Below are 24,299 nucleotides of genomic sequence, written 5' to 3'. Positions count from 1 at the left end.
TGCCTACCCTGATCGGGTGCCCGTCAGTTTCACCGCCATAGATTTCGAGACCGCCAATCGCAGCCCTGCGTCCGCGTGCGCCCTGGGGGTGGTACGGGTCAGGGACGGCCAGGTGGTGGACACCCGGTACTCACTCATCCGTCCGCCGCTCGGCCACGACGGGTTCGAGCCCGGCAACGTCCGGATCCACGGCATCCGGCCCGCGGACGTCGCCCACGCGCCCACGTTCGACCTGCTGTGGGACTGGATGTGCGAGAACATCAGCCCGGAGGATCCGGATTCGGTTCTGGTGGCACACAATGCCGTCTTCGACACCGGCGTGATCAAGGCGGCGAACCGGGCGTGCGGCGGAACCGCTCGGAACTGGGACTACGCGTGCACTCTCCGCTTGGCCCGTGCGGCCTACACGCTGCGTTCCTACGCTTTGCCGTCGGCGTCCCGCGCGGCGGGGGCGGAGGTCGTGGAGCACCACAATGCGCTCAGTGACTCCCTCGCGTGCGCCGGGATCGTGCTCGATCTCGCGCGCCGCAGTGGGGCGCACAGCATGGCCGAACTCACGGCGCACTACGGGGTCAGGCTGCAGCGCGCGACCCTGTGACGCGACGCGCCTCCGATCGGGGTGATTCTCAGGCGTGCGGCCGCCACAGGGTGAGCCAGCGATCGGCCAGGGCGAGCAGTTCACGGCGGGACGCCGCGCGGGTTCCGGAGGGATCGGTGCCGGATGTGTCCGTGCCGCTGTGCGTTTTTGTGGTGCGGCTGTTGTCGTCGGCCACGGCGTCCTGCCGGGCCATGCGGTCGTCGCCGGCGGCGCCGTTGCCGCCGGGCGCGCCGTTGCCGCTCTCCCCGATGTCCTCGCCGTGTGTGGCGTCGCCGAGCCCCCAGCGCGCGGCAGCAACACTGACCGCGACGGTACGTGCCGCGTCGTTCGCCGCCGGGTGACCGGACAGCAGCGAGAGAGCCCGCTGAGCGACGTCGTCCCCCGAGTTGTCCGCGTGCGGCGCATCCTCGGCGCACAGCACCGCCGCGAGCCCCAGTGCCAGGGCCGACGACGCCGCGGTTCCGTCCCCCACGGCCCGCGTGAACGCTCCCGCGGGTTCCGTCATCCCATCGAACAGGGAGTCCCGGGCGGATCGGTCCGCGCACAGGTCGAGCAGCTCCCGGGTGAGGGGCGCGGGCCGGGTCATGAGTGTGACCACTCGGCCGGTTTCCTCGACTACGTCCTGAAGTGAGGCCCCACTGCCCCGCGCACGGCCCGCCGCGTGAACGGTCAGGGCCGCACCAACAGCCGCGGTCTGTGCCTCGGCGCTGCCGTGGGTGATCGCGGCCGAGTCCACGGCGAGGGCCACGAGCGACTTCCACCCGATGTGGGGCACCAGTCCATAGGGCAGCGTGCGGGCCAGGATCTCGGCGCTGTCCGCGAGTGGCAGGACCGGACGAGTGACCTCGCCCAGGCGGCCCATGGACAAGGCGGTGAAACCGTCCCCGGCGTGCTCACCCGGTGCGGTGAGGAGGGGGTAGTGGTGGTCCAGGTCGTCGTCGGGCGGGTGCGGTGCGTCGCCGGGGAGCTTCGCGCCGTTGCGCACGGCCCAGCGCAAGTACGCGAGCCACGCGCACGCCGTGGGATCCGCGGCCTGACCGTCATTCGCCCAGTGGGCCACCTCGTTCAGCGCCCCCGCGGTGCGCGCGAGGAGCTGGGTTCCCTCGCCGGGTCGTTCGGCCGCGGTCGCGCGCCACGGCGAGAGGAACACGCTCCTCACGAGCGACGGATACCACGACGACGCCGCGTCCAGACCGCGGTCTTGTTCCAACAGTTCGGGCGTGTGCGGTGAGGTCATGGGATCAGTTTATGAGGGTGGCAATGGATCGTGCGGGGTGATGCAGCTCGGGCATGGGGCCGTTCAAGAGGTCCGGGCGGCATAGGAGCCTGCCCGGGCTGGGAGCGCCTCGGGTACGGGACGGATCAAGTCGGCCGGGTGTCTCAGGAGATTGCGAGGGCTAACGGGCATGTCCGGCCTCGAGAGCGTGGGGGCCTTCCCTGGACTCGGCTATTTGTCGGCGCCGGGGCAGCCGATGCCGGTGGGGTTGGTGTGGCAGTCATCGGCGACGTTGTGCACGGTGGCCCGCCACACACTCAGCGCCACCGGGGGTGAGGTGACTTGGTTGTAGCCGGCGACCGGTTGCCACCCGGTGTCGGCGATGTTGTATTCCCCGTAGAACGAGGTTGTCAGGGTCACGGTGAAGTCCCCGGTGGTGGTGTACACGTGGGAGGTGTCGGTGGGCTCATCCCACGCACCGTCGGGTAGGGGTGCCCCGGTCAGGGGTGTGGGGCCCAGGGTGGTGCCGTCCCCGTAATACCAGGTGTATTGGACGGGGTAGGCCCTCACCTGGACAGGGTAGCCACCCAGGGTCGTGGTGAAGGTCTGGGGTTGGGCCTGCGCATAAACATTGGTGTGCATGTTCTTCAAGGTGTCCGGGGCGGGTTGGACGTGACTGGCGGCGGGGGCGACGGCCAGTTGTTGGAAGTCCTGGAGGGTGAACACCGGCAGCGCCACGTACCCGTCGTCGCTGGCTTGATCGGCTTGGGTGTTGCTGACGCACAGTTGGGTACCGCGCGCGGCGCGGGTCCTGTCATTGGCCCCGCCAATGACGATGTCCATGTTCACACCGGCGGCCCCGGTGTCGTCGGTGCATTCTTGGGTGGTACGGCACCGTGTGAGTGCTGCCCCACGTTGGTCGGTGCAGGGGTCTTGGAGGCCGTAGACGGTTTTGTTCTTGGCGGTGTCCATCAGGCGGGCGTTGAAGAAGATTGAATCCTCGTTGGACATGAGCCGATCACGCAGCGCCTTCTGGAACGTGGGATCGGTATCCGGATCCCACGCCGCAGCCTGGCTGGTGTCCGGCGCGCCTGCGCCCTGTGGCCCGTGGCCCGCAAACCCAGGCCCGCTCCCGCCGGCGTTCCGGGATTGACGGAATCGGAGTTCGATGAACCCCTGACTCGCCCGCGCTGATGAACTGAGTTGCGCTGATTCCGCGGTCATACCGCTGTCGATCGGGGACGACTCGTGGCCGCGGCCCCCAGTGTTGGTAAGAACGAGCGAATACAACGCGGTCAACAAGGCGCAAACCAGATGAACTGATATCGCCCGCCGTGTCACAGTGATCCCCTGGGTGACGACGTCAGGTACCGCCACACGCCATTCTCCCGATAGATGTACACATCGAAGGCATGCGACTCGTCAAACGGAAGTTGCCTGGCGGCGACTTTGTTGTCGTCAATTCCTACAGTTCCGCTACTGGTGACGGATACGGGGATGTTGTAGCCGCCATCCGGTCGCTTGACGAATGTGTCGCTCAATATTGTGGGTTTCTCGAAACCGCCGGCCGCCCAGTCACCATTGGCATATCTACTGTCATACGCGTCGTATTGCTCGGTGCACTTCTCGCAATCCGTCGAGGTGACTTCCCGAATCAGCGAGGTGTCCCCGGTCTGGATCGAGTACCACTGGGCATCGGCGCGGTAGTTCAGGAACGCCTGCGCGCCGGCCTCGGTTTCGTCCCTGGCCTCCGCGGGCATCACGGGCTTGGGAACATTGCGGGCCGGATGCTCCAGGGTGGCGGGTTCGTAGTCCTCCGGGACCTTCTGGCCCGTGGCCAGCACCGTGGGTTCCTCCGGACGCCAGTCATCGGGCAATGCGCTGTCGGACCCGCTCGGGGACCCGCTCTGCGGCGTCGTCGGGGATGCGGGGGAGGCGTCCGGCGCGGGGGACGTGGGCTGCGCCGTCGTCCCCGCGGAAGTGACTCCCGTGGGCGCGGCGCTGTCACCCCCACCCGCTCCGGGCGAGCCGTTACCGCACCCGGTGAGTAGCAGCGCTGCGAGCAGGGCGAGGGTCGTTCCCCGGCCGGCCGTGGCGATCAGTCGTGGTGAATGCATCCCGGTGAACCCCCTCGTGCCACACCGTTGTGTGACGTACCAGACATCCCCCAGAGCATAGAGGCGCAAGACGGCGCGGGCCATGGCCGGGCCGTAGCTTGTGGACGACGAAGAACATGCGCATGCATGACCCCTGGTCACGGCGTGGAAGAGGGAACTAGCGAGTAGAAACAATCCGCCACGTGGCGCGCCGCCGGCCTAGCGAAGCGGTGGCGGCCGCGGTGGATCACACCGTCAGGGGGCCTGCGCCGTGTGACCTGCACATGTGCGGGAGGTCGCTGTGGGTGTCCGAGACCGCGGTTACATTGACCCCATGCTGATCTTGCACACCTCCGACTGGCACCTGGGGCGTACCTTCCACGGCGTCGACATCCTGGACGTCCAGGCGCAGGCCATGGCCGAGATCGTCGAGTGGGTGCGGCACCACGGTGTCTCCGCGGTCCTGGTCTCGGGGGACGTGTACGACCGCGCCCAGCCCCGCACGGAGGTGGTGGAGCTGCTCAGCACCACCCTGGCGCAGATCCGCGAGGCGGGCGCGTACGTGATACTCACGAGCGGAAACCACGACTCCCCGGCGCGGTTGGGTTTCGGCTCCGGCATCATGTCCCACGGCGGCGTCCACCTGTTGACCCGCGTGCCGGACGCCCACGTCCCGGTCCTGCTCTCGCAGTCGACGGACTCCACGATCACGGTCGCCCGGGCGACGGCGCCGCCCGCCCCCGACCCGCGCGGTGCCACCCTGTCGGGGGCGTTCACGGTGGCCGTGTACGGCATCCCGTACATCGAACCGCGCGCGGCCGCGCCGTCGCTCGACTGTGCACCCACGCACCAGGCCGTGCTGGGCACCGTGATGGAGCGCATCGATGTGGACAGGAAAGAACGAGGCGACATCCCGTCCGTCGTCATGGCGCACGCGTTCGTGACGGGGGCGCAACCCACGGATCCGGAGCGCGTCGTCGATTCCGGGGGCCTCGGCACCGTCCCGGCGGAAGTCTTCGCCCGTCATGACTACACGGCGCTCGGCCACATCCACCGCCGGCAGCGAGTCGCGGACGCCGTGCGCTACAGCGGCTCACCCGTGGCCTATTCCTTCTCCGAGGCCGGACACCCCAAGGGAGCGTGGCTCGTGGACGTCCAGGAGACCGGGGTCCATGAGGTCACCGGCTTGGACCACGCCGCGCGCATGGATCTGGCGTGCCTGCGGGGGACACTCGACGAGTTGCTACGGGATCCGGCGCACACCTCGGCGGAGGGTGCCTGGTGTCAGGTGGTCCTCACGGATCGTGACCGCCCGGCATCCGCGATGGATCGGATCAGGACGCGGTTCCCCCGCACGGTGGAACTGCGCTGGGAACCCGAGGGCGGCCGGACTCTGACCCAGCAGGCGTACAGCGCGCGGGTCGCGGAAGCCGCCGGTGCCGAGGAGCTGTGCGCCCAGTTCTACGACCACGTGCGGCACCGGGGGCTGTCCGTGCCGGAACAGGACGAGATCGCGGACGCGGTGGCCGCCGCGCGCAGCAGGGGAGTGGAGCAGTGAAGCTGCATCGGATGGAGATCACCGCCTTCGGGCCGTTCGCCAAGCGGGAGACGGTGGATTTCGACGTCCTGAACGAGGCAGGGGTCTTCCTGCTCAACGGCGAAACCGGGTCGGGTAAGACCAGCGTGTTGGATGCCATTTGCTTCGCGCTCTACGGATCCGGGCCCACGACTGCCGCCAAGGGCGGGCGCAAGGCCCAGCACAGTGATCACGCGGATCCCCGCACCGGGCCGCGCGTCGAGTTGGAGTTCACGGCGGGTGGCCGGCGGTGGCACGTGAGCAGGACGCCCGCGTGGCGCGAACCGTCCTCCCGGGCTGCGTCCGGATGGAGCGACCGTCACGCCACGGTGTCATTGCGGGAACACGTGGCGGGGGAATGGGTGGACCGCGGTTACCGCCCGGACGACGTGGGGCAGACCATCCACCACGTCGTGGGCCTGGACCGTGAGCAGTTCACCCAGGTGATGATGCTTCCCCAGGGCCAGTTCGCCAGGTTCCTGCAAGCAGGTTCCAAGGAGCGGGAAGACCTCCTGGAAACGCTGTTCGGCACGGACGTCTACGCGGACATCCAGGATGAGCTGAAAACGCGCTCGGATCGAGCCAAGAGCGTCCTGTACGAGGCGGAACGCGAGGCGGAACGAGCGGACGAGGTCCTCGCCCGGCTCAGGGAACGCGTGGCCCACACGGTCGCCCGGTTACCGGAGGACGTCTTATCGGACCTCCCCGGGGCGCTCCGGACCCGATTGGATCTCCCGTCGGACGAGGGGTCGGTCGGCGACGTCGCCGTGGGCACCGCGGCGGACGCCAACGGTGGAAAAACTGACGCGGGTTCGTCTGACCAGGGCCGAGCCTCGACCAGTGCTGCGTCGGCCGCTTCGGAGGAGGGGCCCGCGGACGGGATATCGGGGGACGCCGACAACGAAGGGGGCCCGGATCGATGGCGTGAGCTGGTCGACGACTGCGACACCCTCGTAGACACGGTGGGCCGGGCACGGGACGGCGCGGCGTCGTCGTACACAGGGGCCCAGCAGCGCTACGCACAATTGGAGACCCTGCATTCGCTGGTCAGGAGGCGCGGCGAACTCACGCGGCGCCGGGATGAACTCGCGGAGCACGCGGAGCAGTCGGAGGGTGCGGCCCGACAACTGCGCGAGCACGAGGCGGCACAGGAATTGCAAGCGCCGCTCGTGGAACTGCGTGACGCCCGACAGCGCGTCGCGACCCTCGACGCCGCCGTCACCGACCTGCGTGCCACTGTCACGGGGGACGCACCGTCGGCCCGCGTGGCTCAGCACATTCTGGGTCCGGACGCGAGCCTCATGGACGCCGTGGACGAGTCCGGGCAGGTGCCCGCGGGTCTGCGCGATGCAGTCGTGACCGCGCGCGAATCCGCCAGGGGCGCCGTGGCCCAGGAGGAGTCGCTCACGAGGGACGAGGAGGAGGCGGCTCGCGAACGCAAGGCCCTTTCGGCGCTCGAGGAGCGGGCGACGCACCTCACCCGGGATCTCGCCTCCGCGCGGGACGCCTTGACCCGCAGCGAGGAATTGCATCGCGAACTCCTGGGGGAGGTCAAGGACGAGGCCCTCGTGCGCGAACGGGCCCGCACCGCGCGGGAGGCCGTGGCCGCGAGTCGGGAATACGCACGGGCCCGGGCGGAGGAGCAGGAACGGGCGCGCCGGTACCGGGAGGATGAAACCGCACGGCGGGCTGCCGCCCAGCACGTGGAAGCGCTCGAAGCGCAGCGCTACGCGAGTGCGGCCGCGACCCTCGCCACCGGGCTGGAGCCGGGGGATCCGTGCCCCGTGTGCGGAGCCACGGAGCACCCGCACCTCGCCGGCGCCGGAACCGAGGACGAGGTCACCGATGACGCACTCGATCGCGCACGCGCCGCCCGGGACACCGCACAGGACACCGTGGATGCCTCCCACGCAGCGTGGCAGCGGGCGCAGACCGGTGCGGCCGAGGCGCTCGCGCGCGGCGCGGACACGGACGTCGACGCCGCCGTGGACCGGTGCCGCCACGCCGATGAGGAACTGGCCCGACTCGAGCAGAGCCTGACCCGGGTGCGCCGGGGTGAGGCCGAGATCGCGGCTGCTCGGCGGGAGGTCCAAGATCTCGAGGGGGAGGGGACGCGGATCAACGGTGACATCGCGGGGACCCGTGCGCGCCTCGAGGGACTCCTGACACGGTGCGACCGGGCGCGTGAGGAGTTGGCCCGGCGCATCAAGGGTTTCGATTCGGCCACCGAGTTCCTCGAACGGTCCGAGCACCTCGTGCGCACGGTGAGCGAGTGGGAATCGCAACAGCGGGCGCTGGAGGCCGCGCAACACGAGGTCCGCACCGCGCAGGGTGCCGTGGAACGTGCCCTTGAGGCGTCCCCGTTCGAGACCGAGAGCGCCGCGGACGAGGCTCTCATGGACCCGGCGGACGCGGCCGAACTCTCCGAGCGGCTCACCGCCCTGCAGGAGGAGCGGGACTCAGTCTCGGCGGAACTCGCGACCCAGGACATGCAACGCGCCGAGGGGCTCAGCGCCGAGCAACGCGCGGGCTTGTCCGAGGAAGCACTGGCTCGCACCGCCGCCGAACGGGACGGGTACGAACAGTTGCGGGATGCATTGAACCAGAAGCTGGGCGGACTGCAGACCCTCGCGGCCGACGCCGCATCCCACGCCGAGCACATGCCCGCCCGACGCGCCGAACTCGAGCGCGCTCGAGAGAACGCCCAGCGCCTGAGCGGACTCGCGGACGTGGCCACCGCGAACTCCCCCGAGAACGCCCTGCGGATGACCCTGACCTCGTTCGTGCTCGCCGCGAAGCTCGAGCACGTGGCCGCGGTAGCGTCCGAACACCTGGCACGGATGTCCTCCGGCCGCTTCACACTGGTGCATACGGATCGCACCCGAGGGGGTGGCAAGTCCGGGCTCGGACTCGAGATCGACGACTCGTGGACCGGTGTCCGCCGCGGCACGGAGACACTGTCGGGCGGGGAATCCTTCTTCACCTCGCTCGCGCTCGCCCTGGCTCTTGCGGATGTCGTCCGGTCCGAGGCCGGGGGACGGGAGATCGACACGCTCTTCGTGGACGAGGGTTTCGGCTCCCTTGACGAACAAACCCTCGAGCAGGTCCTCGAGACCCTGGACGGGTTGCGCCGCACGGGGCGGGTCATCGGTGTGGTGTCCCACGTGAGCGAGATGAAACAACGCATCGACACCCAGCTCGTGGTCACCAAGACCCCCGGCGGCTCGCATCTGTCGGTCGTCGCGGGGCCGTGGGATGCCGCGTAGGCTGAGGTCGTGAGTACCGCGATCCGCCGCCCCGCGCCCGAGAAGCCCGGCAAGGTGCTCACCCCGCGTGAACGCACCGTGCGCAGTGATCGCAGGCTGGGCGCGATCACCATGTTGCTCCGCCTGCCCCAGGTCATGGCCCCGTTGGGCCTGCTCACGCTCGTGGCGGTCTCGTCCTCCTCGGCGTGGACGGCCGCGTTGAGCTCGGCGTCCCTATGTCTCGGCATAGCCGTGAGCGGCGTGGGTGTGGCCGCGCTGGCCAACGCCCGCTGGCGATTGTGGGCCCTGGTCGCGTTCTCCCTGATCCAGGGGATCATCCTCTGGGTGCTGTCACGAGCCCAGGTCACCGAGATCCCGGTCTCGTGGGATGCCGTGTCCGCGCTCGCGCCGTTCTTCGTGGCCGGCGTGGTCATGACACCCATGGGACTGGCCGCGCGGCTCCGCTGGGCCTCCGTGTTGCGAGCACAGGACCGGTCACAAGCGTTCCCGGCGGCCATGCGCCGCGAATCCGTGAACGAGGGGCTGGCCACGGTGCTGGGTGCCGCGCTCACGGGACTGCTCGCTGTGACCATGGGCCCGGCGGTGGTGCTGCGTTTCGCCGCCGTGTGGACCGTGCTGATCACGGCGGCATTCGTCCTGCATTCCTCCGCCCGCTGTCCCCGCGCGGATATGCCCCTCTGGTCCTGGCGACGCCCCCGCGGCGCGCCCGGGCGCAGCCGTGCCGTGTTCCGGCTGAGCCATGGATTGATCTACGGTGTGGCGGCGCTGAACGCCCTCATGGGCGCGGTACTCGGGTGCCTCGTGGTGTACTCAGTGTCCCTGGACAGCGTGGAGACCATGGGGGTCATCTATGCGTTGCTGGGGTTCGGGGCCGCCGTGGGGTCGAGCCTGGCCGTGCGTTTCCGCCGCCGGTTGAGCGCTGAGAACATGTGGATTCTCGCCGCCACGGGTGCACTGCTGGCATCCATGCTCATGTCCGGGCCGTCCGGTTTCGTGGGGTATTCCCTCGTGCTCCTCGCGCTCGGGTTGTTCTCAGGCCCGTGCCTGCTGTGCCTCCACAGCAGTGCCGGTTACGTCACTGCGGGCAGCGACTTCCTGGGACTCGTGGCACGCATGACTGTGACGTCGAGCATCGCCACGGCGCTGGGACTCACGCTCAGCGCGTACCTGGGCGTACACTTCGACGACATGACCGCGGCCATGGTCCCCATGGCGGCCGCTATGGTGCTGTTGGCCACCGCCCTCATCTTCAACTACACGCAACGCCGCAGCCCCGGGCCCAGGCCCCGCATCTGACGCTGCTCACACGACGACGCCGCCCGGGCCGGTTCGCAGGGGACCGGGCCGAGCGGCGTCGTACCGCGAGCGCGATCACTCAGTGGCCGCGGGCGATCCATTCGCTCAGGTGTGGCTTCTCCTGGCCGATGGTCGTGGAGTCGCCGTGACCCGTGAGCACGAGGGTGTCCTCGGGCAGCGTGAGCAGCCGTTTCTCGATGGAGTCGATGATCGTGGGGAAGTCCGAATAGGACCGCCCCGTGGCACCCGGGCCGCCCTGGAATAATGTGTCCCCGGTGAAGACCACCCCGTTCTCACCCAGGTGCGGGGCGTGGAACACCACGGACCCGGGAGAGTGGCCGGGGGTGGCCAACACGGTGAACATCACGGTGCCAGCGAGGATCTCCTGTCCGTCTCGCAACGGCTCGGGCTCGGGCCCCTCCGGGTAGACGGCGCGCCACAGCATGAGGTCCTCGTGGTTCATCATGATCGGGGCGTCCGTGCCCGCGCGGTCGGTGAACTCGCGCACCGCCGCGATGTGGTCGTCGTGACCGTGGGTCAGCAGCACGTGCGTGATGGTGCGGTCCGCGACGGCGGCGAGCACGGCGTCGGGGTCGTGCGCGGGATCGATCACGACGCACTCGGCCTGGTTACCCACGACCCACACGTTGTTCTCCACGTCGAAGGTCTCGCCGTCCAGGCTGAACGTGCCCTCCGTGACGCAGTTCGTGACGGTGACGCCGCCGCGCGGGTCGGTCAGGACGGTCTGCGGTGCGCGCGTCATCGGGCCAGTTCCACGACGGAACGCAGGACCTTGCCGGACTTCATGGTCCCGAACGCGGCGTCCACGTCCTCGAGGGCGATGCGCTCGGAGACGAAGGCATCCAGGTCCAACCGGCCCAGGAGGTATTGGTCCACGAGCATCGGGAAGTCGCGCGAGGGCAGGGTGTCCCCGTACCACGCGGACTTGATGGACCCGCCGTGGGAGAACACCTGGTCCAGCGGGATCTCCGCCACGGTCCCGGGATTGGGAACGCCCACCAGGACCATGCGACCCGCGAGGTCACGCGCCTGGAAGGCCTGCATGAAGGTGTCGGCCACGCCCACGGCGTCGATCACGAGATCCGCGCCGTGACCGCCCGTGAGCTCGCGGATGGTCTCCACGGGATCCACGGAACGAGAATTGACCGTGTGGGTCGCGCCGAGCCGCTGCGCGGTGCTCAGCTTGTCGTCGTCCACGTCCACCGCGATGATCGTCGTCGCGCCCGCGAGCGCCGCACCCGCGACCGCGGCGGTGCCCACGCCGCCGCAGCCGATGATCGCTACGGACTCTCCGCGCTTGACCGCACCGGTGTTGATCGCCGCGCCGATCCCGGCGGTGAGGCCGCAGCCTAGCAGACCCACCGCGGCGTACTGTTCGCCCTCGAGCGGGGATTCGATGAGGGTGCACTGCCCGGCCGCGACCAACGTCTTCTCCGCGAACGCACCGATCCCCAGGGCGGGCTCGAGTTCTGTGCCGTCCTCGAGGGTCATCTTCTGCTCGGCATTGTGGGTGTTGAAGCAGTACCACGGTTCACCGCGGCGGCACGCCCGGCATTCGCCGCACACCGCGCGCCAGTTGAGGATCACGTGATCGCCCACGGCCACCTCCGTGACACCCTCGCCCACGGCGCTGACCACGCCTGCGGCCTCGTGCCCCAGGAGATAGGGGAAGGCGTCCCCCACGCCGCCCACCTTGTAGTGCAGGTCCGTCTGACACACCCCGCACGTGAGCACGTCCACGAGTGCCTCTCCCGGCCCCGGATCGGGGACCAGGATGGTTTCAACGGTGGCGGGCTCGTTCTTGGCCCGCACCACCACGCCTTTGACCTTGTGCATACGGTTGCCTCCGTCGTCTCGTAGCTTCCTAACGTCCTTCCCAGTATGCATGGTGGCCGCCACACATGGCCCGACGACGCCGCGTCGTTCGCCCCGCGACGAAAACCGGGTACGGATGACGAGCCGGGAGATGATCCGGGTCGACGAGAAACCGGATGACGAACCCGCTCGGCGACACCGGGTGCCAGGCCCTGAACATGAGAACGCGGGCCCGCACGATGGTGCGGGCCCGCGTTGCCAAGGATCGTCGTGGGGACTCAGGAGTCCTGGGAGTAGTCCACGTGCTCGGTGCGCAGCCGGATCTTGCGCCCCTCGGCCTCGAGCTTCTCCTCCTTCTCCTTCTGCTTCTTCACCTGGGTGGTGTCCCGGGGAGGCAGCTGGACGGCGTGCTCGGCACGGATCCCGCCCTGCAACTGGCGGCCACGCTCGAGTTCGGCGTCCACCTCGGCGCCGAAGAGGAGCACGTTGTTCATGATCCACAGGCCCAGGAGCAGGATGATCACGGAGCCGATGACGCCGTAGGTCGCGTTGTAGCTCGAGAAGTTCGCCACGTAGAAAGCGAACCCGAGCCCGGCGATGATCATGAACACGAGCGCGATGGCCGCACCCGGGCTCAACCACTTGAACTTGGGCTGCTTCACGTTGGGCGTCGCATAGTACAGGATCGCAATGAGCAGCACGAGCAGGAACAGGATGACGGGCAGCTTGGCCCAGTTCCACACGGTCACGGTGGTGGAACCCAGACCCACCAGGTCACCCACTGTCTGCGCGAAGTCACCGGAGAGCAACACCATGAACATCACGGCGGCCACGATCAGCACGATGATCAGGGTGATCAGCAGCATGATGGGCTTGAGCTTCCAGAAGGGGCGGCCCTCGGAGATCTCGTAAATGCGGTTCATGGCGCGGGCGAACGCACCGGTGTAACCCGACGCGGTCCACAGGGCACCCACGACACCGACGACCAGGGCGAACCCGGCCCCGGACTGCGTGGTCAACTGGGAGATGGGCCCGGACAGCAGGTCCACGAGGGCCGCGGGAGCGTAGCGGTTCAGGAAGTCCAGGATGGCGTTCGTGGTGGCCTCACCCTGACCGAACACACCGAGCAGGGACACCAGCGCCAGCAGCGCCGGGAAGATCGAGAGCACCGCGAAGTACGTCAACGTGGCGGCCAGGTCGGTGCACCCGTCCTTGCTGAACTCGGACACGGCCCGCTTGAAGACGTAGCCCCACGACTGCCCCTTGAGTTCGGTGGGGGAGTCGGGTTTGGCGTCGTGGTCCGGGTCAGGGGCGGCGTTCTCACGACGTACCGTGGACTCCGGGTGCTGACTGGTCATGGGGGTCCTCTCCAGGAGCGGATGTGGTGGCTGCGCAAAGCAGGTACTCTCAGAAGTTTAGCGACCTCCCGACCCCTGCCCACGCACTGTGCGCCTCTACGGCGCCGGCCCCGGTACTGCCGACGACACCGCCGCACGGCGCAGCGCCGTCGGGCGCGGCACTGCATCATATGGTATCGGGGCATGCGGCACCGCCGGGGCGCGACTCTGCTGTACGCGACGTCGCCGGACACGACACCGCGCCCACGACGAATCGTGGGCGCGGTGTGGGCCGCCGTACGGGCGGGTCAGTGCGTGCAGCGGTGCGGATCGGTCACCGTGACAACGACAACGCGTACTGATGGATGCGTTCACTCAGTCGCGTGAGCACCCTGATCTCCTGGGCGTCCAGAGCGGTGCTCATGACGTCCGCGACCATCTGGTCGTTGTCCTGCGAGATCTGCTCGTAGAGCTGGGTCCCGGCATCGGTCAGGGCGACCCGCACACCGCGCAGGTCCTGGGAATCCTGGCGCCGGGTCACGAGCCCCTTGTTCTCGAGACGCTCGAGCATGCGTGAGAGACTCGATTGCGTCAACAGCACGTGGCTGTTGAGATCGCGTAACCGCAGGCCACCCCGGCCGGTGGTGCACAGCGCGGCCAGGACCTCGAACTCACGACGAGACAAGCCGCGTAAATCCACTCCGCGTTGGAGCTGACGTGTCACCGACACATGGCAGCGGCTTAGTGCATCCCACGCTTCGACACTCCCCCTTGATGTCATTCTTCCCCCTTTGGCAACGTCCACCCCCTATGGACGTTATCTACATGTTACGAGAGGGGATGAGCGCGCCCCCAGCGAGCGGTGTCCACACTTGTGGCCGGGAGGACAGAGCCTGTCCACGCATTGGGGCACAGCTGATCAGAGGTGGAGACGACGGAGGGTCTTTGTGCGCAGTGCACAAAGACCCTCCATAACGTCCGCCGGAAGGGGACTACTTGATGCCGAGCACCTGGGCGGTGTGACCCATGATCTCGTCCGCGAGCTGCGGGTTCTCATCGAGCTTCTTGCCGTAGGAGGGGATCAGCTCCTTGATCCTGGGCTCCCACTCGGACATCTTTGCCGGGAAGCAGCGGGAGAGCAGGTTGAGCATGATCGGTACGGCCGTTGACGCACCGGGGGAGGCGCCCAGCAGAGCACCGATCGAGCCATCCGCGCTGGTCACGAGTTCGGTGCCGAACTGCAGCACGCCACCCTTCTGCCGATCCGACTTCATGACCTGCACGCGCTGACCGGCCTCGATGAGCTCCCACTGGGACTCCTCGGCGGCGGGGTAGTACTCCCGTAGTGCGTCCATGCGTTGGGACCGGGTCTTGGTCAGTTCGCCCACGAGGTACTTGACTAAGTCCAGGTTGGCCAGACCCGCACGGGTCATGGGGTAGAGGTTGTGTGCGCGCACGCTCTTGGGCAGGTCCAGCAGGGAACCGTGCTTGAGGAAGTTGGGCTTGAACCCGCCGTAGGGCCCGAACATCAGGGTGCGCTCGCCGTGGACGTAGCGCGTGTCCAGGTGGGGCACGGACATGGGCGGGGCGCCCACGGAGGCCTGGCCGTAGACCTTGGCGTTGTGCTGGGACGTGACGGTGGGATCGGTGTTGCGCAGGAAGAGACCGGAGACGGGGAACCCGCCGAAGCCCTTGGCCTCCCGAATCCCCGACTTCTGCAGCAGGGACAGCGCGCCGCCGCCGGCACCCAGAAAAACGAAACGCGCGTGGATGACGCGGTTGTTGTCGCTGTTGAGCCTGTCCTCGACCGAGACGTTCCAAGAACCGTCGCTCTGGCGTTTCAGGGTGGTGACCTCCTGGCCGTAGCGCACGGTCAGGTTGCGCCCGGTCAGGTGGGTGAGCAGCTGGTTGGTGAGGGCACCGAAGTCCACGTCCGTGCCCTCGGGGGCGAAGGTCGCCGCCACGCGACCGGCGCCGCGGCCGTGCATCGTGAGGGGCGCCCACTCGGCGATCTGGTCGCGGTTCTCGGTGAACTCCATGCGCTCGAACAGCTTGTGAGGCTTGAATGCGTCGTAGCGGGCGCGCAGGTAGTCCGCGTGGTCCTCACCGAACACCATGGAGATGTGGGGCACGGGGTTGATGAACGTGTCGGGGGACTCGAGCGTGCCGTTCTCTACGAGCGAGCTCCACAGCTGGCGCGTCACCTGGAACTGCTCGTTGATGTTCAGTGCCTTCTTGGCGCTCACAGTGCCGTCCGCGGCCTGGGGTGCGTAGTTCAGTTCGCACAGCGCAGAGTGTCCGGTGCCCGCGTTGTTCCAGGCATTGGAGCTCTCGAGACCCGCGGCGTTGAGGCGCTCCAGGACGGTCATGGACCAGTCCGGCTGCAGGTCGCTGAGCAGGGTCGCGAGCGTGGCGCTCATGATGCCGGCGCCCACCAGGACGACGTCGACGGATTCGGTGGGTTGAGATGAAGTCACATTGTCTCCCGTGCGTACATGATCGACGCGGCACTGCGCCGAGGCTTTCCGTTGTCCAGGGTATCCCCAGCTCCAGTCAACTCCCAAGGGAGCCGCCGGGCACACATGGTGCGGTTCAGGCCAGGCGCAGCTCGTTGAAGCGTTCGAACCCCGTGGAGGTCAACGGGAAGGACGCCACGCGCGAGTTCACAGCCACCGCCGAGACGGGGTGCGCGAGCGGCACGGCCGGGATCACCGCCGAGACGCGGTCATTGAGCGTGCGGTACGCGGCATTGCGGGCGTCGCCCAGGGGCATGGTGGCGGCGCGGTTGACCGCGGTGAGCAACCCGGCGTCGTCGTCCCCCAACTGTGCGTCGGGGGTGCCCAGCAACGGGCCCATGAAGCCGTCGGGGTCGCGGAAGCTCCCGCTCCAGCCCAGGAGGCTGAACGCGTGGCCCGCGGTGGGGTCGGTCACGGCGTCCACGTACCCGTCGTCCCAGTCCATGGGGACGGGGTCCAGACGGAAGCCCGCACGGGTGAGCTGCGCCGAGATCTGCGCGTACACGCGCTCCGGTTCCTGCAGGTACATCCGGGACGTATTGCGCGGGTAGTAGAAGCGCAGGGCCTGCCCCCGGTAGGAACTGGCCCGCAACTGGTCCCGGGCGCGCTGGGGGTCGTAGCCGGGGATCTGCAGGTTCTCGCCGTCCACGTTGAACCGGGCGGGGACGAACTGGTCCGCCACGTTGGTCCCGCTGGGGTACAGCTGGGACGCCAGGGCACCGCGGTCGATCGCGGAGGCGACGGCGCGGCGTACCGCGACGTCCCGCAGCACGGGGACGGAACGGTTGAACCCGAGGTAGGACACGGAGTAGGGGTCGCGGTAGAGCACCTGCACGCCGCGGCGCGCGAGGGGCGCGAAGGCGTCGAGCCCCACGAGGTCGTACGCGTCCACCTCACCCGTGAGCAGGGCCGCACAGCGCACATGTGCGTCACGGATGACCCGCATCTCGAGGGTGCCCACGTCCCCGAGCTCGCCCCAGTAGCCCTCGTGGGCGGAGAGCTTCACGGTGTCGGCGGTCGCCGAGTCGAAGCGGAAGGGGCCCGTGCCCACGGGGTGCTCGTTCTCCGTCCCCGCCTCGATGCTCGCGGGGGAGGCGATCCCGAACGCCGGCTGGGTCAGGGCGGCCAGCAGCGGCGTGTAGGGGCGGGTGAGCTTCACCACCACGGTGCGCTCGTCCGTGACCTCCGTGCCGGCGTAGGCCGAGGCCACGAGCGGGCTCGACGTGTCGTGGCGGAAGGCCGTGGCGAACGCACAGCGTGAGGCCCACGGTTCGGAGGACTCGGCCTGGGCCTGCCACTTGTCGAAGTTCGCCTTGACCGCGGCGGCGTCCAGCGCGGCACCGTCATGGAAGCGGACCCCCCGGCGCAGGATGAACGTCACGGACCGACGATCATCCGCGAGCTCCCACGACTCCGCGAGGCCCGGCGCGGGCTCACCGGTCGAGCGGTCCGCCGTAACGAGCCCCTCCAGGATCTGCGTGGCGATCCGGGCCGTCTCCTGCGAGTTCCTCCGGGAGGGGTCCAGCCCCGCCGGTGCCGCGGCGTGCGCCAGAACAAACGTGTTGCGGGGTGCGGTGGCGCTCGCCGAGGAGCGGGCGGTCGTGGACCCGCAACCGGTGAGCATGAGCCCCGCGCCCGCGAGGGAGAGGAAGGAACGCCGTCCGAGGCGGTTCTCAGCAACCACGGCGCATCCTTTCTCTGGCCGCCGCGTCGTCGCACGGCAGTACGCGGCATCATGGTGCGCAAGACGGGAATCGAACCCGCACGCCGTGAGGCACAGGAACCTAAATCCTGCGTGTCTACCAGTTCCACCACTCGCGCTGACATCGGGACCCGGACCCGGCCTGAACGCGGAGGGGGTGCCCGGAATCGTCCACCATACTAACCAGTGACTAACCAGTGACTAACCAGTGCTTCCTCCGCGCTCGCCGAGAAGCGCGCGGTGCGGCCCCGGTTCCGGGTCCCAGGCCGGGCGGCGGCCGCCCGCTCAGGTGTCGAGGCCGAGGTCCCGGCGCAGCTTGGCCACGTGCCCCTTGGCGCGCACGTTGTACTGGACGAGGCTCACCGTCCCCTGTTCGTCGAGCACCACGGTCGAGCGGATGAGACCCTCATAGACCTTCCCGTAGTTCTTCTTCTCGCCCCACGCGCCGTACGCCTCCGCCACGGCGTGGTCCTCGTCCGAGAGCAGCGGGAAGCCCAGACCCTCGTTCTGTGCGAAGCGCTCGAGGGCAGCGGGAGCGTCCGGCGAGATCCCGAGCACACGGTAACCCTCGGCACCGAACGAGGCCATGTTGTCCCGGAAGTCGCACGCCTGCGTGGTGCAGCCGGGGGTCTCGGCGCGGGGGTAGAAGTACAGGATGACCTTGCTCCCGCGCAGGCCCGCCAGGACGACGGGCTCCCCGTGGGCGTCGGGCAGGGTGAAATCGGGAGCGGCGTCCCCGGGGGATAGACGAACGGTCACGGCGTGATCCTTCCTGGTGAGTGACAGGTGTTCCCTAAGGACGCGTTCTCACGTACAGTTCAGGGATGCACCCGAGCATGCCATGCTTCGGGTTCGCGCACCGGCTCCGGTCTCGGTCCCGCCGTACGACGTCGCTGCGTCCGCCCCGCGCCCAGTGCGCACGATCCCGGGCGGTTCCCGCAGTCGCACGAGAGGGGTTCGCAAGACGATGTTCGGCGCGGGGATTTGACTGGCGGGGTGCCCCGTAGTATTGTTCAGCGATTTCGTCGAGCGGATACGATAGTTCTATGTCCTACAAGAACCAGTGGCCCACGAACCGTCTGCTGTCCACGGCGGCTCGCCTCGTGGAACACGCGTGGAACGAGAACCTCGCGTCTCTCGGTATCACCCACGCGGGCGTGATGGCCCTGGACGTCCTCCGCTCGGAGGGCAGCATGACGCAGGCGCAACTGGCCCACCAAGTGCGCGTCCAGGCCCAGACCATGGGCAAGACCCTGCACCGGTTGGAGGTGCATGGTCACATCACGCGTTCCCGCAACGCGCTCGACCGCCGTTCCCACATGGTGAGCATCTCCCCGGCGGGGGAGCGGGTCCTCGTGGACGCCGCGCGGTTGGAGAAGGGGTTGCTGGGTAGCGACCGTGACACGGACGAGCAGTTCCGCCGCAAGCTCATCGACCTGATCTCCACCCTGGGTGGTGCACGCTGGTGCATGGAGGTCGAGGATGGCACCGAGACCCCGGCCGGTCCCACGGAGGGTGCCGACTCACCGACGGAGTCGGAACACAGCGCCACGTCGCGCTGACCCGAGCGGCGCAGCGGCGTCGTCGTGACCCGGAACGCGACGAGCGGCGGGGCGACCGCGCACGCTCGTTGAGTTCAGATAGCGAAAGGACCGGATCACATGTGATCCGGTCCTTTCGGCCGTTCCGTGCGCCCCCAGGGACTTGAACCCTGAACCCATTGATTAAGAGTCAATTGCTCTGCCAATTGAGCTAGAGGCGCGGGCGTTGGACGGGTCAGCGGGCGGTGTTCGCCGTTGCTTTCTCCCTCGCAACGAGAGATTACTTTAGCACCACGGCGGGGGGAGTCAAATCGGGCTGCGGGGTGCCGATGGCCACGTCCGTAGTACGGGTCCTACGGCGTATACCGGACCGTAGAATCGGGGGCATGAGCCACTCCCAGGATGTTCCGCTGTCCGACCTGCGTGTGATCTCCTTGCCCGAGCAGCAGCTCTTCGACGAGATCAGCGCGGAAACCACCGATTTCACGTGCGTGCTGTGGGATCTGGAGAACGAGCCGGAGGGCTGCGCCCGGGAGGACGTGGACATCGCCGTGGCCCCCTACTACAGCGGGCGCTGGCTCAAGGACCCCTCCGTCGTGCGGGACGTGAGCCTGGTGCAGTTGCAGTCCACGGGCTTCGACGGCGTGCCCGAGAAGATCGGTGAGGACGTGGCCCTGGCCGCCGGCGGTTGGGTGCACGCGGCCGGGACCGCGGAGATCGCCCTGGGACTGATCATCGCCGCGCAGCGCAACCTGGACCGGGCCGTGTTGCAACAGCACGAGGGTGTCTACAAGCGGTACTTCTCGCGCGCGGTGGCTGACTCCCGCGTCACCGTGGTGGGCGTCGGGGAGATCGGAGGCGCGGTTATCTCCCGACTCGCACCGTTCGAGGTGGAGCTCACCCGAGTGGCTTCCCACGCCCGCGAGGACGAGGCCGGCCGTATCCACGGCATCGACGAACTCGACGAGATCCTGCCGCGCACCGACATCCTGGTGCTCGCGCTACCCCTCGGCGATGCGACCCGCGACCTGGTGGGCGAGCGGACCCTGGCACTGCTGCCGGACGACGCCCTCGTGGTCAACGTGGGCCGGGGTCCCGTGGTGAACACGGACGCCCTGACCGCGGAGGTCGTCTCGGGCCGTCTGCGCTGCGCGCTTGACGTGGTGGACCCCGAACCGCTTCCCGGTGACCACTCCCTGATGAGCGCGGCGGGCTCGATCGTGCTGCCCCACGTGGGCGGCTCCAACGTCTCCTTCCGGCCCCGGGTGCGCAAGCTGATCCTTGAGCAGCTGGAACTGATCCGGCAGGGTCGCTCACCGCAGTTCCTCGTGCAGCCGGGCCGACTGGCCCTGCAGGACGAGTGAGCACGGACAACCACGGTCCCGCACGGTCGACCACGGACGGGCTCGCGCACGCGGACGGGGGTGCCACGGTGGGGCACACAATGTTTCACATTGTGAGAAGGGGTGTCCGTAGTTTGACACCCGCGTTCTGTGGGTCACACCATGGTCGGTATGACAACGGCACTGCGCATCGTGGTAGACCTCGTACCGGTCGTCCTCATTGGACACCGGGCCTGAGGAGTACTCGACGCGCGTACCCGCCAGGCCCTCAGCCCACGGAACCCGTGGCAAGGGCCTTTTTCCATGTATGACGACCTGTCACCGGCTCGCCCCGCGCCACCCCGCTCGGCATCTCGCACAACACAGCAGGTAAGGACACAGCACTATGAGTAAGGATCAGCCGATCTCACCGGCGGTGATGGCCCAGCGGCGGCCGCCCGCGGCTTCGGCGCCCCGGCCCGCGGAGACGGACCAGGCACGGCTGACGGGTATCGCGGCGGAGGTCGTGGCCCCGGAGGAGATGACCGGTTCCCAGGCGATCATCCGCTCCCTCGAGCAGCTCGGTGTCACGGACGTCTTCGGTCTGCCGGGTGGTGCCATCCTGCCCACCTACGACCCGTTGCTGGACGCCGAGAAGATCAACCATATCCTCGTACGCCACGAGCAGGGTGCGGGGCACGCCGCGGAGGGCTATGCCCTGGCCTCGGGTCGCGTGGGCGTGTGCATCGCCACGTCCGGTCCCGGTGCCACGAACCTCGTGACGGCGCTCGCGGACGCCAACATGGACTCGATCCCCATGCTCGCGATCACCGGTCAGGTGGCCAGCTCCGCGATCGGTTCGGACGCCTTCCAGGAGGCGGACATCGTGGGCATGACCATGCCGGTGACCAAGCACTCCTACCTGGTCACGGACGCCCAGGAGATCCCCCGGGTCATCGCGGAGGCTTTCCACCTCGCCTCGACCGGGCGTCCGGGACCCGTCCTGGTGGACGTGGCCAAGGACGCCCAGCAGGCGATGATGACCTTCAGCTGGCCCCCGCAGATGGAACTGCCGGGCTACCGTCCCGTGACGCGCGGGCACTCCAAGCAGATCAAGGAGGCCGCCCGCATGATCGCGGCGGCACAGCGTCCGGTGCTCTACACGGGTGGCGGCGCCATGCGGGCGGACGTGCCCGCGGAACTGCTCGAGCTCGCTGAACTCACCGGCGCGCCGGTGGTCACCACGCTCACGGCGCGCGGGATTTTCCCCGACTCGCACGACCAGAACCTGGGCATGCCCGGGATGCACGGGACCGTGCCGGCGGTGTACGCGCTGCAGCAGTCGGACCTGCTGATCACCCTGGGGGCGCGCTTCGACGACCGCGTGACCGGTCAGCTGAGCTCGTTCGCCCCGAACGCCAAGGTGATCCACGCGGACATCGACCCCGCGGAGATCTCCAAGAACCGCGTGGCGGACGTGCCCATCGTGGGGGATCTCAAGTACGTGATCCCGGACCTCACCCAGGCCGTGCGCCAGGAGTTCGAGGAAACCGGCACGCCGGATCTGGGTCTGTGGTGGGATACCCTGAACTCCCTGAGCGAGACCTATCCGCTGGGCTACACCAAGACCGATGACGGTCTGGGCAGCCCCCAGTACGTGATCGAGCGGATCTCCGAGCTGACCGGGCCGGATGCGGTCTACGTCTCCGGTGTGGGACAGCACCAGATGTGGTCCGCGCAGTTCGTGGACTACGAGCGGCCCCGGCAGTGGCTGAACTCCGCGGGCCTGGGCACCATGGGCTTCGCGGTCCCCGCGGCCATGGGTGCACAGGTGTCCCAGCCGGACCGCGTGGTGTGGGCGATCGACGGTGACGGGTGCTTCCAGATGACCAATCAGGAACTTGCCACGTGCGTGATCAACAATATCCCCATCAAGGTCGCGGTGATCAACAACTCGTCCCTGGGCATGGTGCGTCAGTGGCAGACCCTGTTCTACGACGGTCGCTACTCCCACACGGAGCTGAACACGGGTCACAACTCCCGTCGCATCCCCGACTTCGTCAAGCTTGCGGACGCCTACGGCTGTGCCGCCCTGCGCTGTGAGAAGGACGAGGACGTGGACGAGACCATCAAGAAGGCGCTCGAGATCAACGACCGCCCCGTGGTGATCGACTTCGTGGTCTCCGCGAACGCGATGGTGTGGCCCATGGTCCCCGCCGGGGTCTCCAACGACCAGATCCAGATCGCCCGCAACATGACGCCCGAGTGGAACACGGAGGACTGATCGATGAGCCGACACACTCTTTCCGTCCTGGTGGAGGACAAGCCGGGCGTGCTGACCCGCGTGGCGGGGTTGTTCGCGCGGCGCGCGTTCAACATCCACTCGCTCGCGGTGGGCCCCACGGAGCTGAACGGGATCTCCCGGATCACCGTGGTGGTCGATGCTGAGGGTGAGCTGCTCGAGCAGGTCACCAAGCAGCTGAACAAGCTGATCAACGTGATCAAGATCGTGGAGCTGTCGCCGGAGTCCTCCGTGCAGCGGGACCACATCCTGGTCAAGGTCCGCGCGGACGCGGCCACCCGGTTGCAGGTCACGCAGGCCGCGGACCTGTTCCGCGCCACGATCGTGGACGTCTCCACGGAATCCGTGGTCATCGAGTCCACCGGATCGCGCGACAAGATCCACGCCCTCATGGACGTCCTGGAGCCCTTCGGGATCCGGGAGATCGTGCGAGCCGGCACCGTGGCCCTGGGCCGCGGCCCCAAATCCATGTCCGATCGCGCCCTGCGGCACTGACCGCTCGGCCGCAGGACACCGCATCTCGCGCAACGCCCGTGCCGTTGCGCCCCGACGTGCAATGCCCATCCGCTATTCGAAGGAGATAGAACAAGCCCATGGCAAAGATCTACTACAACGACGACGCCGACCTGTCGATCATCCAGAACCGCTCCGTGGCCATCATCGGCTACGGCTCACAGGGCCATGCCCACGCGCTGAACCTGCGTGACTCGGGCGTGGACGTCCGCATCGGCCTGTCCGAGAACTCCAAGTCCCGCGCCAAGGCGGAGGCCCAGGGCCTGCGCGTGCTGACCGTGGCCGAGGCCGCCAAGGAAGCGGACGTCATCATGATCCTGACCCCGGACCAGGTCCAGGCGCAGGTGTTCGAGGAGTCCATCAAGGACAACTTGGACGAGGGTGACGCGATCTTCTTCGCGCACGGCTTCAACATCCGTTTCGGTTACATCACGGCCCCCGAGGGCGTGGACGTGGCCATGGTCGCCCCCAAGGGCCCGGGCCACACCGTGCGCCGCGAGTTCGAGGCCGGGCGCGGTGTCCCGGACCTCGTGGCCGTCGAGGTGGACGCGTCCGGTCAGGCGCTGCAGCTCGCGCTGTCCTACGCCAAGGGCATCGGTGGCACGCGCGCCGGCGTCATCGAGACCACCTTCACCGAGGAGACCGAGTCGGACCTGTTCGGTGAGCAGGCCGTGCTGTGCGGCGGCATGTCCCACCTGGTCCAGTACGGCTTCGAGACGCTGACCGAGGCCGGCTACCAGCCGGAGATCGCATACTTCGAGGTGCTGCACGAGCTCAAGCTCATCGTGGACCTCATGGTCGAGGGCGGCATCGCCAAGCAGCGCTGGTCCATCTCCGACACCGCCGAGTACGGCGACTACGTCTCCGGCCCGCGCGTGATCGACCCCTCCGTCAAGGAGCGCATGCAGGACGTTCTCAAGGACATCCAGGAGGGCGTCTTCGCGGACCGCTTCATGAAGGACCAGGCCGCCGGCGGCAGCGAGTTCAAGGAGTTGCGCGCCAAGGAGGAGAAGCACCCCATCGAGACAACGGGCCGCCAGCTGCGCTCGCTGTTCGCGTGGGAGCAGACGGACGAGGACTACACCGAGGGCACCGCCGCTCGCTGATCCCTCCTTCCGTTGCTTCCTCGCCGACAGGGCGTGACATAACTGACGACGACGCCGCGGTGCCCCTCCCACGGGA

The 24,299-nt window shown here is 68.3% G+C and carries 19 protein-coding genes and 2 tRNA genes; 9 read left to right on the top strand and 12 right to left on the bottom strand.

The window, feature by feature from the left end; all coding sequences use genetic code 11:
* The first annotated feature begins 16 nt into the window (after positions 1-16).
* The gene (locus IE157_RS09905) at positions 17-598 is read left to right on the top strand and encodes a 3'-5' exonuclease (RefSeq protein ID WP_193519864.1); all 582 of its coding nucleotides are present in this window, start codon (positions 17-19) and stop codon (positions 596-598) included.
* A gap of 28 nt (positions 599-626) precedes the next feature.
* On the opposite strand, the gene IE157_RS09900 is transcribed toward IE157_RS09905, so the two are convergent.
* From IE157_RS09900 to IE157_RS09890, 3 genes are all read right to left on the bottom strand, one after another.
* Positions 627-1,835, bottom strand: coding sequence for an ADP-ribosylglycohydrolase family protein (locus tag IE157_RS09900; protein ID WP_193519863.1), 1,209 nt, complete (start codon positions 1,833-1,835; stop codon positions 627-629).
* Positions 1,836-2,045: 210 nt separating this feature from the next.
* A complete protein-coding gene (locus IE157_RS09895; protein ID WP_193519862.1) occupies positions 2,046-2,825 on the bottom strand; it encodes a PKD domain-containing protein in 780 nt (259 codons plus the stop codon).
* A gap of 326 nt (positions 2,826-3,151) precedes the next feature.
* Positions 3,152-3,658 carry a DUF6318 family protein gene (locus tag IE157_RS09890; protein ID WP_193519861.1) on the bottom strand — a complete coding sequence of 169 codons (507 nt, stop codon included), beginning with the start codon at positions 3,656-3,658 and terminating at the stop codon, positions 3,152-3,154.
* A 586-nt stretch (positions 3,659-4,244) separates the two neighbouring features.
* On the opposite strand from IE157_RS09890, the gene IE157_RS09885 reads away from it, so the two are divergent.
* Genes IE157_RS09885 through IE157_RS09875 form a run of 3 tightly spaced genes read left to right on the top strand, consistent with a single transcriptional unit; the run spans position 4,245 to position 10,048 of the window.
* A complete protein-coding gene (locus tag IE157_RS09885) occupies positions 4,245-5,468 on the top strand; it encodes an exonuclease SbcCD subunit D (protein ID WP_098054796.1) in 1,224 nt (407 codons plus the stop codon).
* Positions 5,465-8,752, top strand: coding sequence for an AAA family ATPase (locus tag IE157_RS09880; protein WP_318281430.1), 3,288 nt, complete (start codon positions 5,465-5,467; stop codon positions 8,750-8,752). Before IE157_RS09885 ends, IE157_RS09880 begins: the two co-directional genes overlap by 4 nt.
* A gap of 9 nt (positions 8,753-8,761) precedes the next feature.
* Complete coding sequence (locus IE157_RS09875) at positions 8,762-10,048, top strand: MFS transporter (protein ID WP_231885489.1); 1,287 nt, start codon at positions 8,762-8,764, stop codon at positions 10,046-10,048.
* Between the two features lie 79 nt (positions 10,049-10,127).
* Here the strand turns inward: IE157_RS09875 and IE157_RS09870 are convergent, their stop codons facing one another.
* The 8 genes from IE157_RS09870 to bcp form a co-directional block, all read right to left on the bottom strand.
* Positions 10,128-10,811, bottom strand: a complete 684-nt coding sequence (locus IE157_RS09870) for an MBL fold metallo-hydrolase (protein WP_131332689.1) — start codon at positions 10,809-10,811, stop codon at positions 10,128-10,130.
* Positions 10,808-11,905, bottom strand: a complete 1,098-nt coding sequence (locus IE157_RS09865; RefSeq protein ID WP_064845695.1) for an S-(hydroxymethyl)mycothiol dehydrogenase — start codon at positions 11,903-11,905, stop codon at positions 10,808-10,810. Before IE157_RS09865 ends, IE157_RS09870 begins: the two co-directional genes overlap by 4 nt.
* A 257-nt stretch (positions 11,906-12,162) precedes the next feature.
* Entirely contained in the window at positions 12,163-13,242 is a 1,080-nt protein-coding gene (locus IE157_RS09860; RefSeq protein ID WP_193519860.1) for a YihY/virulence factor BrkB family protein, read from the bottom strand.
* Between the two features lie 313 nt (positions 13,243-13,555).
* Positions 13,556-13,906: a MarR family winged helix-turn-helix transcriptional regulator gene (locus IE157_RS09855; RefSeq protein ID WP_231885488.1), complete on the bottom strand. Its 351-nt coding sequence runs from the start codon at positions 13,904-13,906 to the stop codon at positions 13,556-13,558.
* A 307-nt stretch (positions 13,907-14,213) separates the two neighbouring features.
* Positions 14,214-15,698 carry a malate:quinone oxidoreductase gene (locus tag IE157_RS09850; RefSeq protein WP_098054729.1) on the bottom strand — a complete coding sequence of 495 codons (1,485 nt, stop codon included), beginning with the start codon at positions 15,696-15,698 and terminating at the stop codon, positions 14,214-14,216.
* Between the two features lie 115 nt (positions 15,699-15,813).
* Entirely contained in the window at positions 15,814-17,421 is a 1,608-nt protein-coding gene (locus tag IE157_RS09845) for an ABC transporter substrate-binding protein (RefSeq protein ID WP_318281429.1), read from the bottom strand.
* Positions 17,422-17,473: 52 nt separating this feature from the next.
* Positions 17,474-17,558: transfer RNA gene (locus tag IE157_RS09840), tRNA-Leu, on the bottom strand.
* 166 nt (positions 17,559-17,724) lie between these two features.
* Positions 17,725-18,198 carry a thioredoxin-dependent thiol peroxidase gene (gene bcp, locus IE157_RS09835; RefSeq protein WP_064845691.1) on the bottom strand — a complete coding sequence of 158 codons (474 nt, stop codon included), beginning with the start codon at positions 18,196-18,198 and terminating at the stop codon, positions 17,725-17,727.
* Between the two features lie 287 nt (positions 18,199-18,485).
* On the opposite strand from bcp, the gene IE157_RS09830 reads away from it, so the two are divergent.
* The gene (locus tag IE157_RS09830; RefSeq protein ID WP_193519859.1) at positions 18,486-19,001 is read left to right on the top strand and encodes a MarR family winged helix-turn-helix transcriptional regulator; all 516 of its coding nucleotides are present in this window, start codon (positions 18,486-18,488) and stop codon (positions 18,999-19,001) included.
* A 127-nt stretch (positions 19,002-19,128) separates the two neighbouring features.
* Here the strand turns inward: IE157_RS09830 and IE157_RS09825 are convergent.
* A tRNA-Lys gene (locus IE157_RS09825) sits at positions 19,129-19,201 on the bottom strand.
* 165 nt (positions 19,202-19,366) lie between these two features.
* Between IE157_RS09825 and IE157_RS09820 the strand changes: the two genes are divergently transcribed.
* The 4 genes from IE157_RS09820 to ilvC all read left to right on the top strand — a co-directional run bounded on the left by IE157_RS09820 (position 19,367) and on the right by ilvC (position 24,223).
* Positions 19,367-20,344, top strand: coding sequence for an NAD(P)-dependent oxidoreductase (locus IE157_RS09820; protein WP_131332693.1), 978 nt, complete (start codon positions 19,367-19,369; stop codon positions 20,342-20,344).
* A 364-nt stretch (positions 20,345-20,708) separates the two neighbouring features.
* Positions 20,709-22,586 (top strand): acetolactate synthase large subunit, encoded by a 1,878-nt coding sequence (locus tag IE157_RS09815; RefSeq protein ID WP_193519858.1) that lies wholly within the window; start codon positions 20,709-20,711, stop codon positions 22,584-22,586.
* Between the two features lie 3 nt (positions 22,587-22,589).
* On the top strand, positions 22,590-23,099 hold the full coding sequence (ilvN, locus tag IE157_RS09810) for an acetolactate synthase small subunit (RefSeq protein ID WP_064845687.1): 510 nt from the start codon (positions 22,590-22,592) through the stop codon (positions 23,097-23,099).
* A 98-nt stretch (positions 23,100-23,197) separates the two neighbouring features.
* A complete protein-coding gene (gene ilvC, locus IE157_RS09805; protein WP_035964613.1) occupies positions 23,198-24,223 on the top strand; it encodes a ketol-acid reductoisomerase in 1,026 nt (341 codons plus the stop codon).
* The last annotated feature ends 76 nt before the right edge of the window (positions 24,224-24,299 follow it).

It is taken from the genome of Kocuria marina, assembly GCA_014652975.1.
GTDB classification, from domain to species: Bacteria; Actinomycetota; Actinomycetes; order Actinomycetales; family Micrococcaceae; genus Kocuria; species Kocuria marina.
The sequence above is the reverse complement of the archived record's forward strand: the minus strand, read 5'-3'. Positions and strand labels throughout refer to the sequence as shown.

Coding starts and splice junctions, on each gene's coding strand:
- IE157_RS09820 (WP_131332693.1), top strand. CDS start 19,367: ATGAGCCACTCCCAGGATGTTCCGCTGTCCGACCTGCGTGTGATCTCC.
- IE157_RS09815 (WP_193519858.1), top strand. CDS start 20,709: ATGAGTAAGGATCAGCCGATCTCACCGGCGGTGATGGCCCAGCGGCGG.
- IE157_RS09900 (WP_193519863.1), bottom strand. CDS start 1,835: ATGACCTCACCGCACACGCCCGAACTGTTGGAACAAGACCGCGGTCTG.
- ilvC (WP_035964613.1), top strand. CDS start 23,198: ATGGCAAAGATCTACTACAACGACGACGCCGACCTGTCGATCATCCAG.
- IE157_RS09830 (WP_193519859.1), top strand. CDS start 18,486: ATGTCCTACAAGAACCAGTGGCCCACGAACCGTCTGCTGTCCACGGCG.
- IE157_RS09870 (WP_131332689.1), bottom strand. CDS start 10,811: ATGACGCGCGCACCGCAGACCGTCCTGACCGACCCGCGCGGCGGCGTC.
- IE157_RS09860 (WP_193519860.1), bottom strand. CDS start 13,242: ATGACCAGTCAGCACCCGGAGTCCACGGTACGTCGTGAGAACGCCGCC.
- IE157_RS09865 (WP_064845695.1), bottom strand. CDS start 11,905: ATGCACAAGGTCAAAGGCGTGGTGGTGCGGGCCAAGAACGAGCCCGCC.
- IE157_RS09895 (WP_193519862.1), bottom strand. CDS start 2,825: ATGTCCAACGAGGATTCAATCTTCTTCAACGCCCGCCTGATGGACACC.
- IE157_RS09885 (WP_098054796.1), top strand. CDS start 4,245: ATGCTGATCTTGCACACCTCCGACTGGCACCTGGGGCGTACCTTCCAC.
- ilvN (WP_064845687.1), top strand. CDS start 22,590: ATGAGCCGACACACTCTTTCCGTCCTGGTGGAGGACAAGCCGGGCGTG.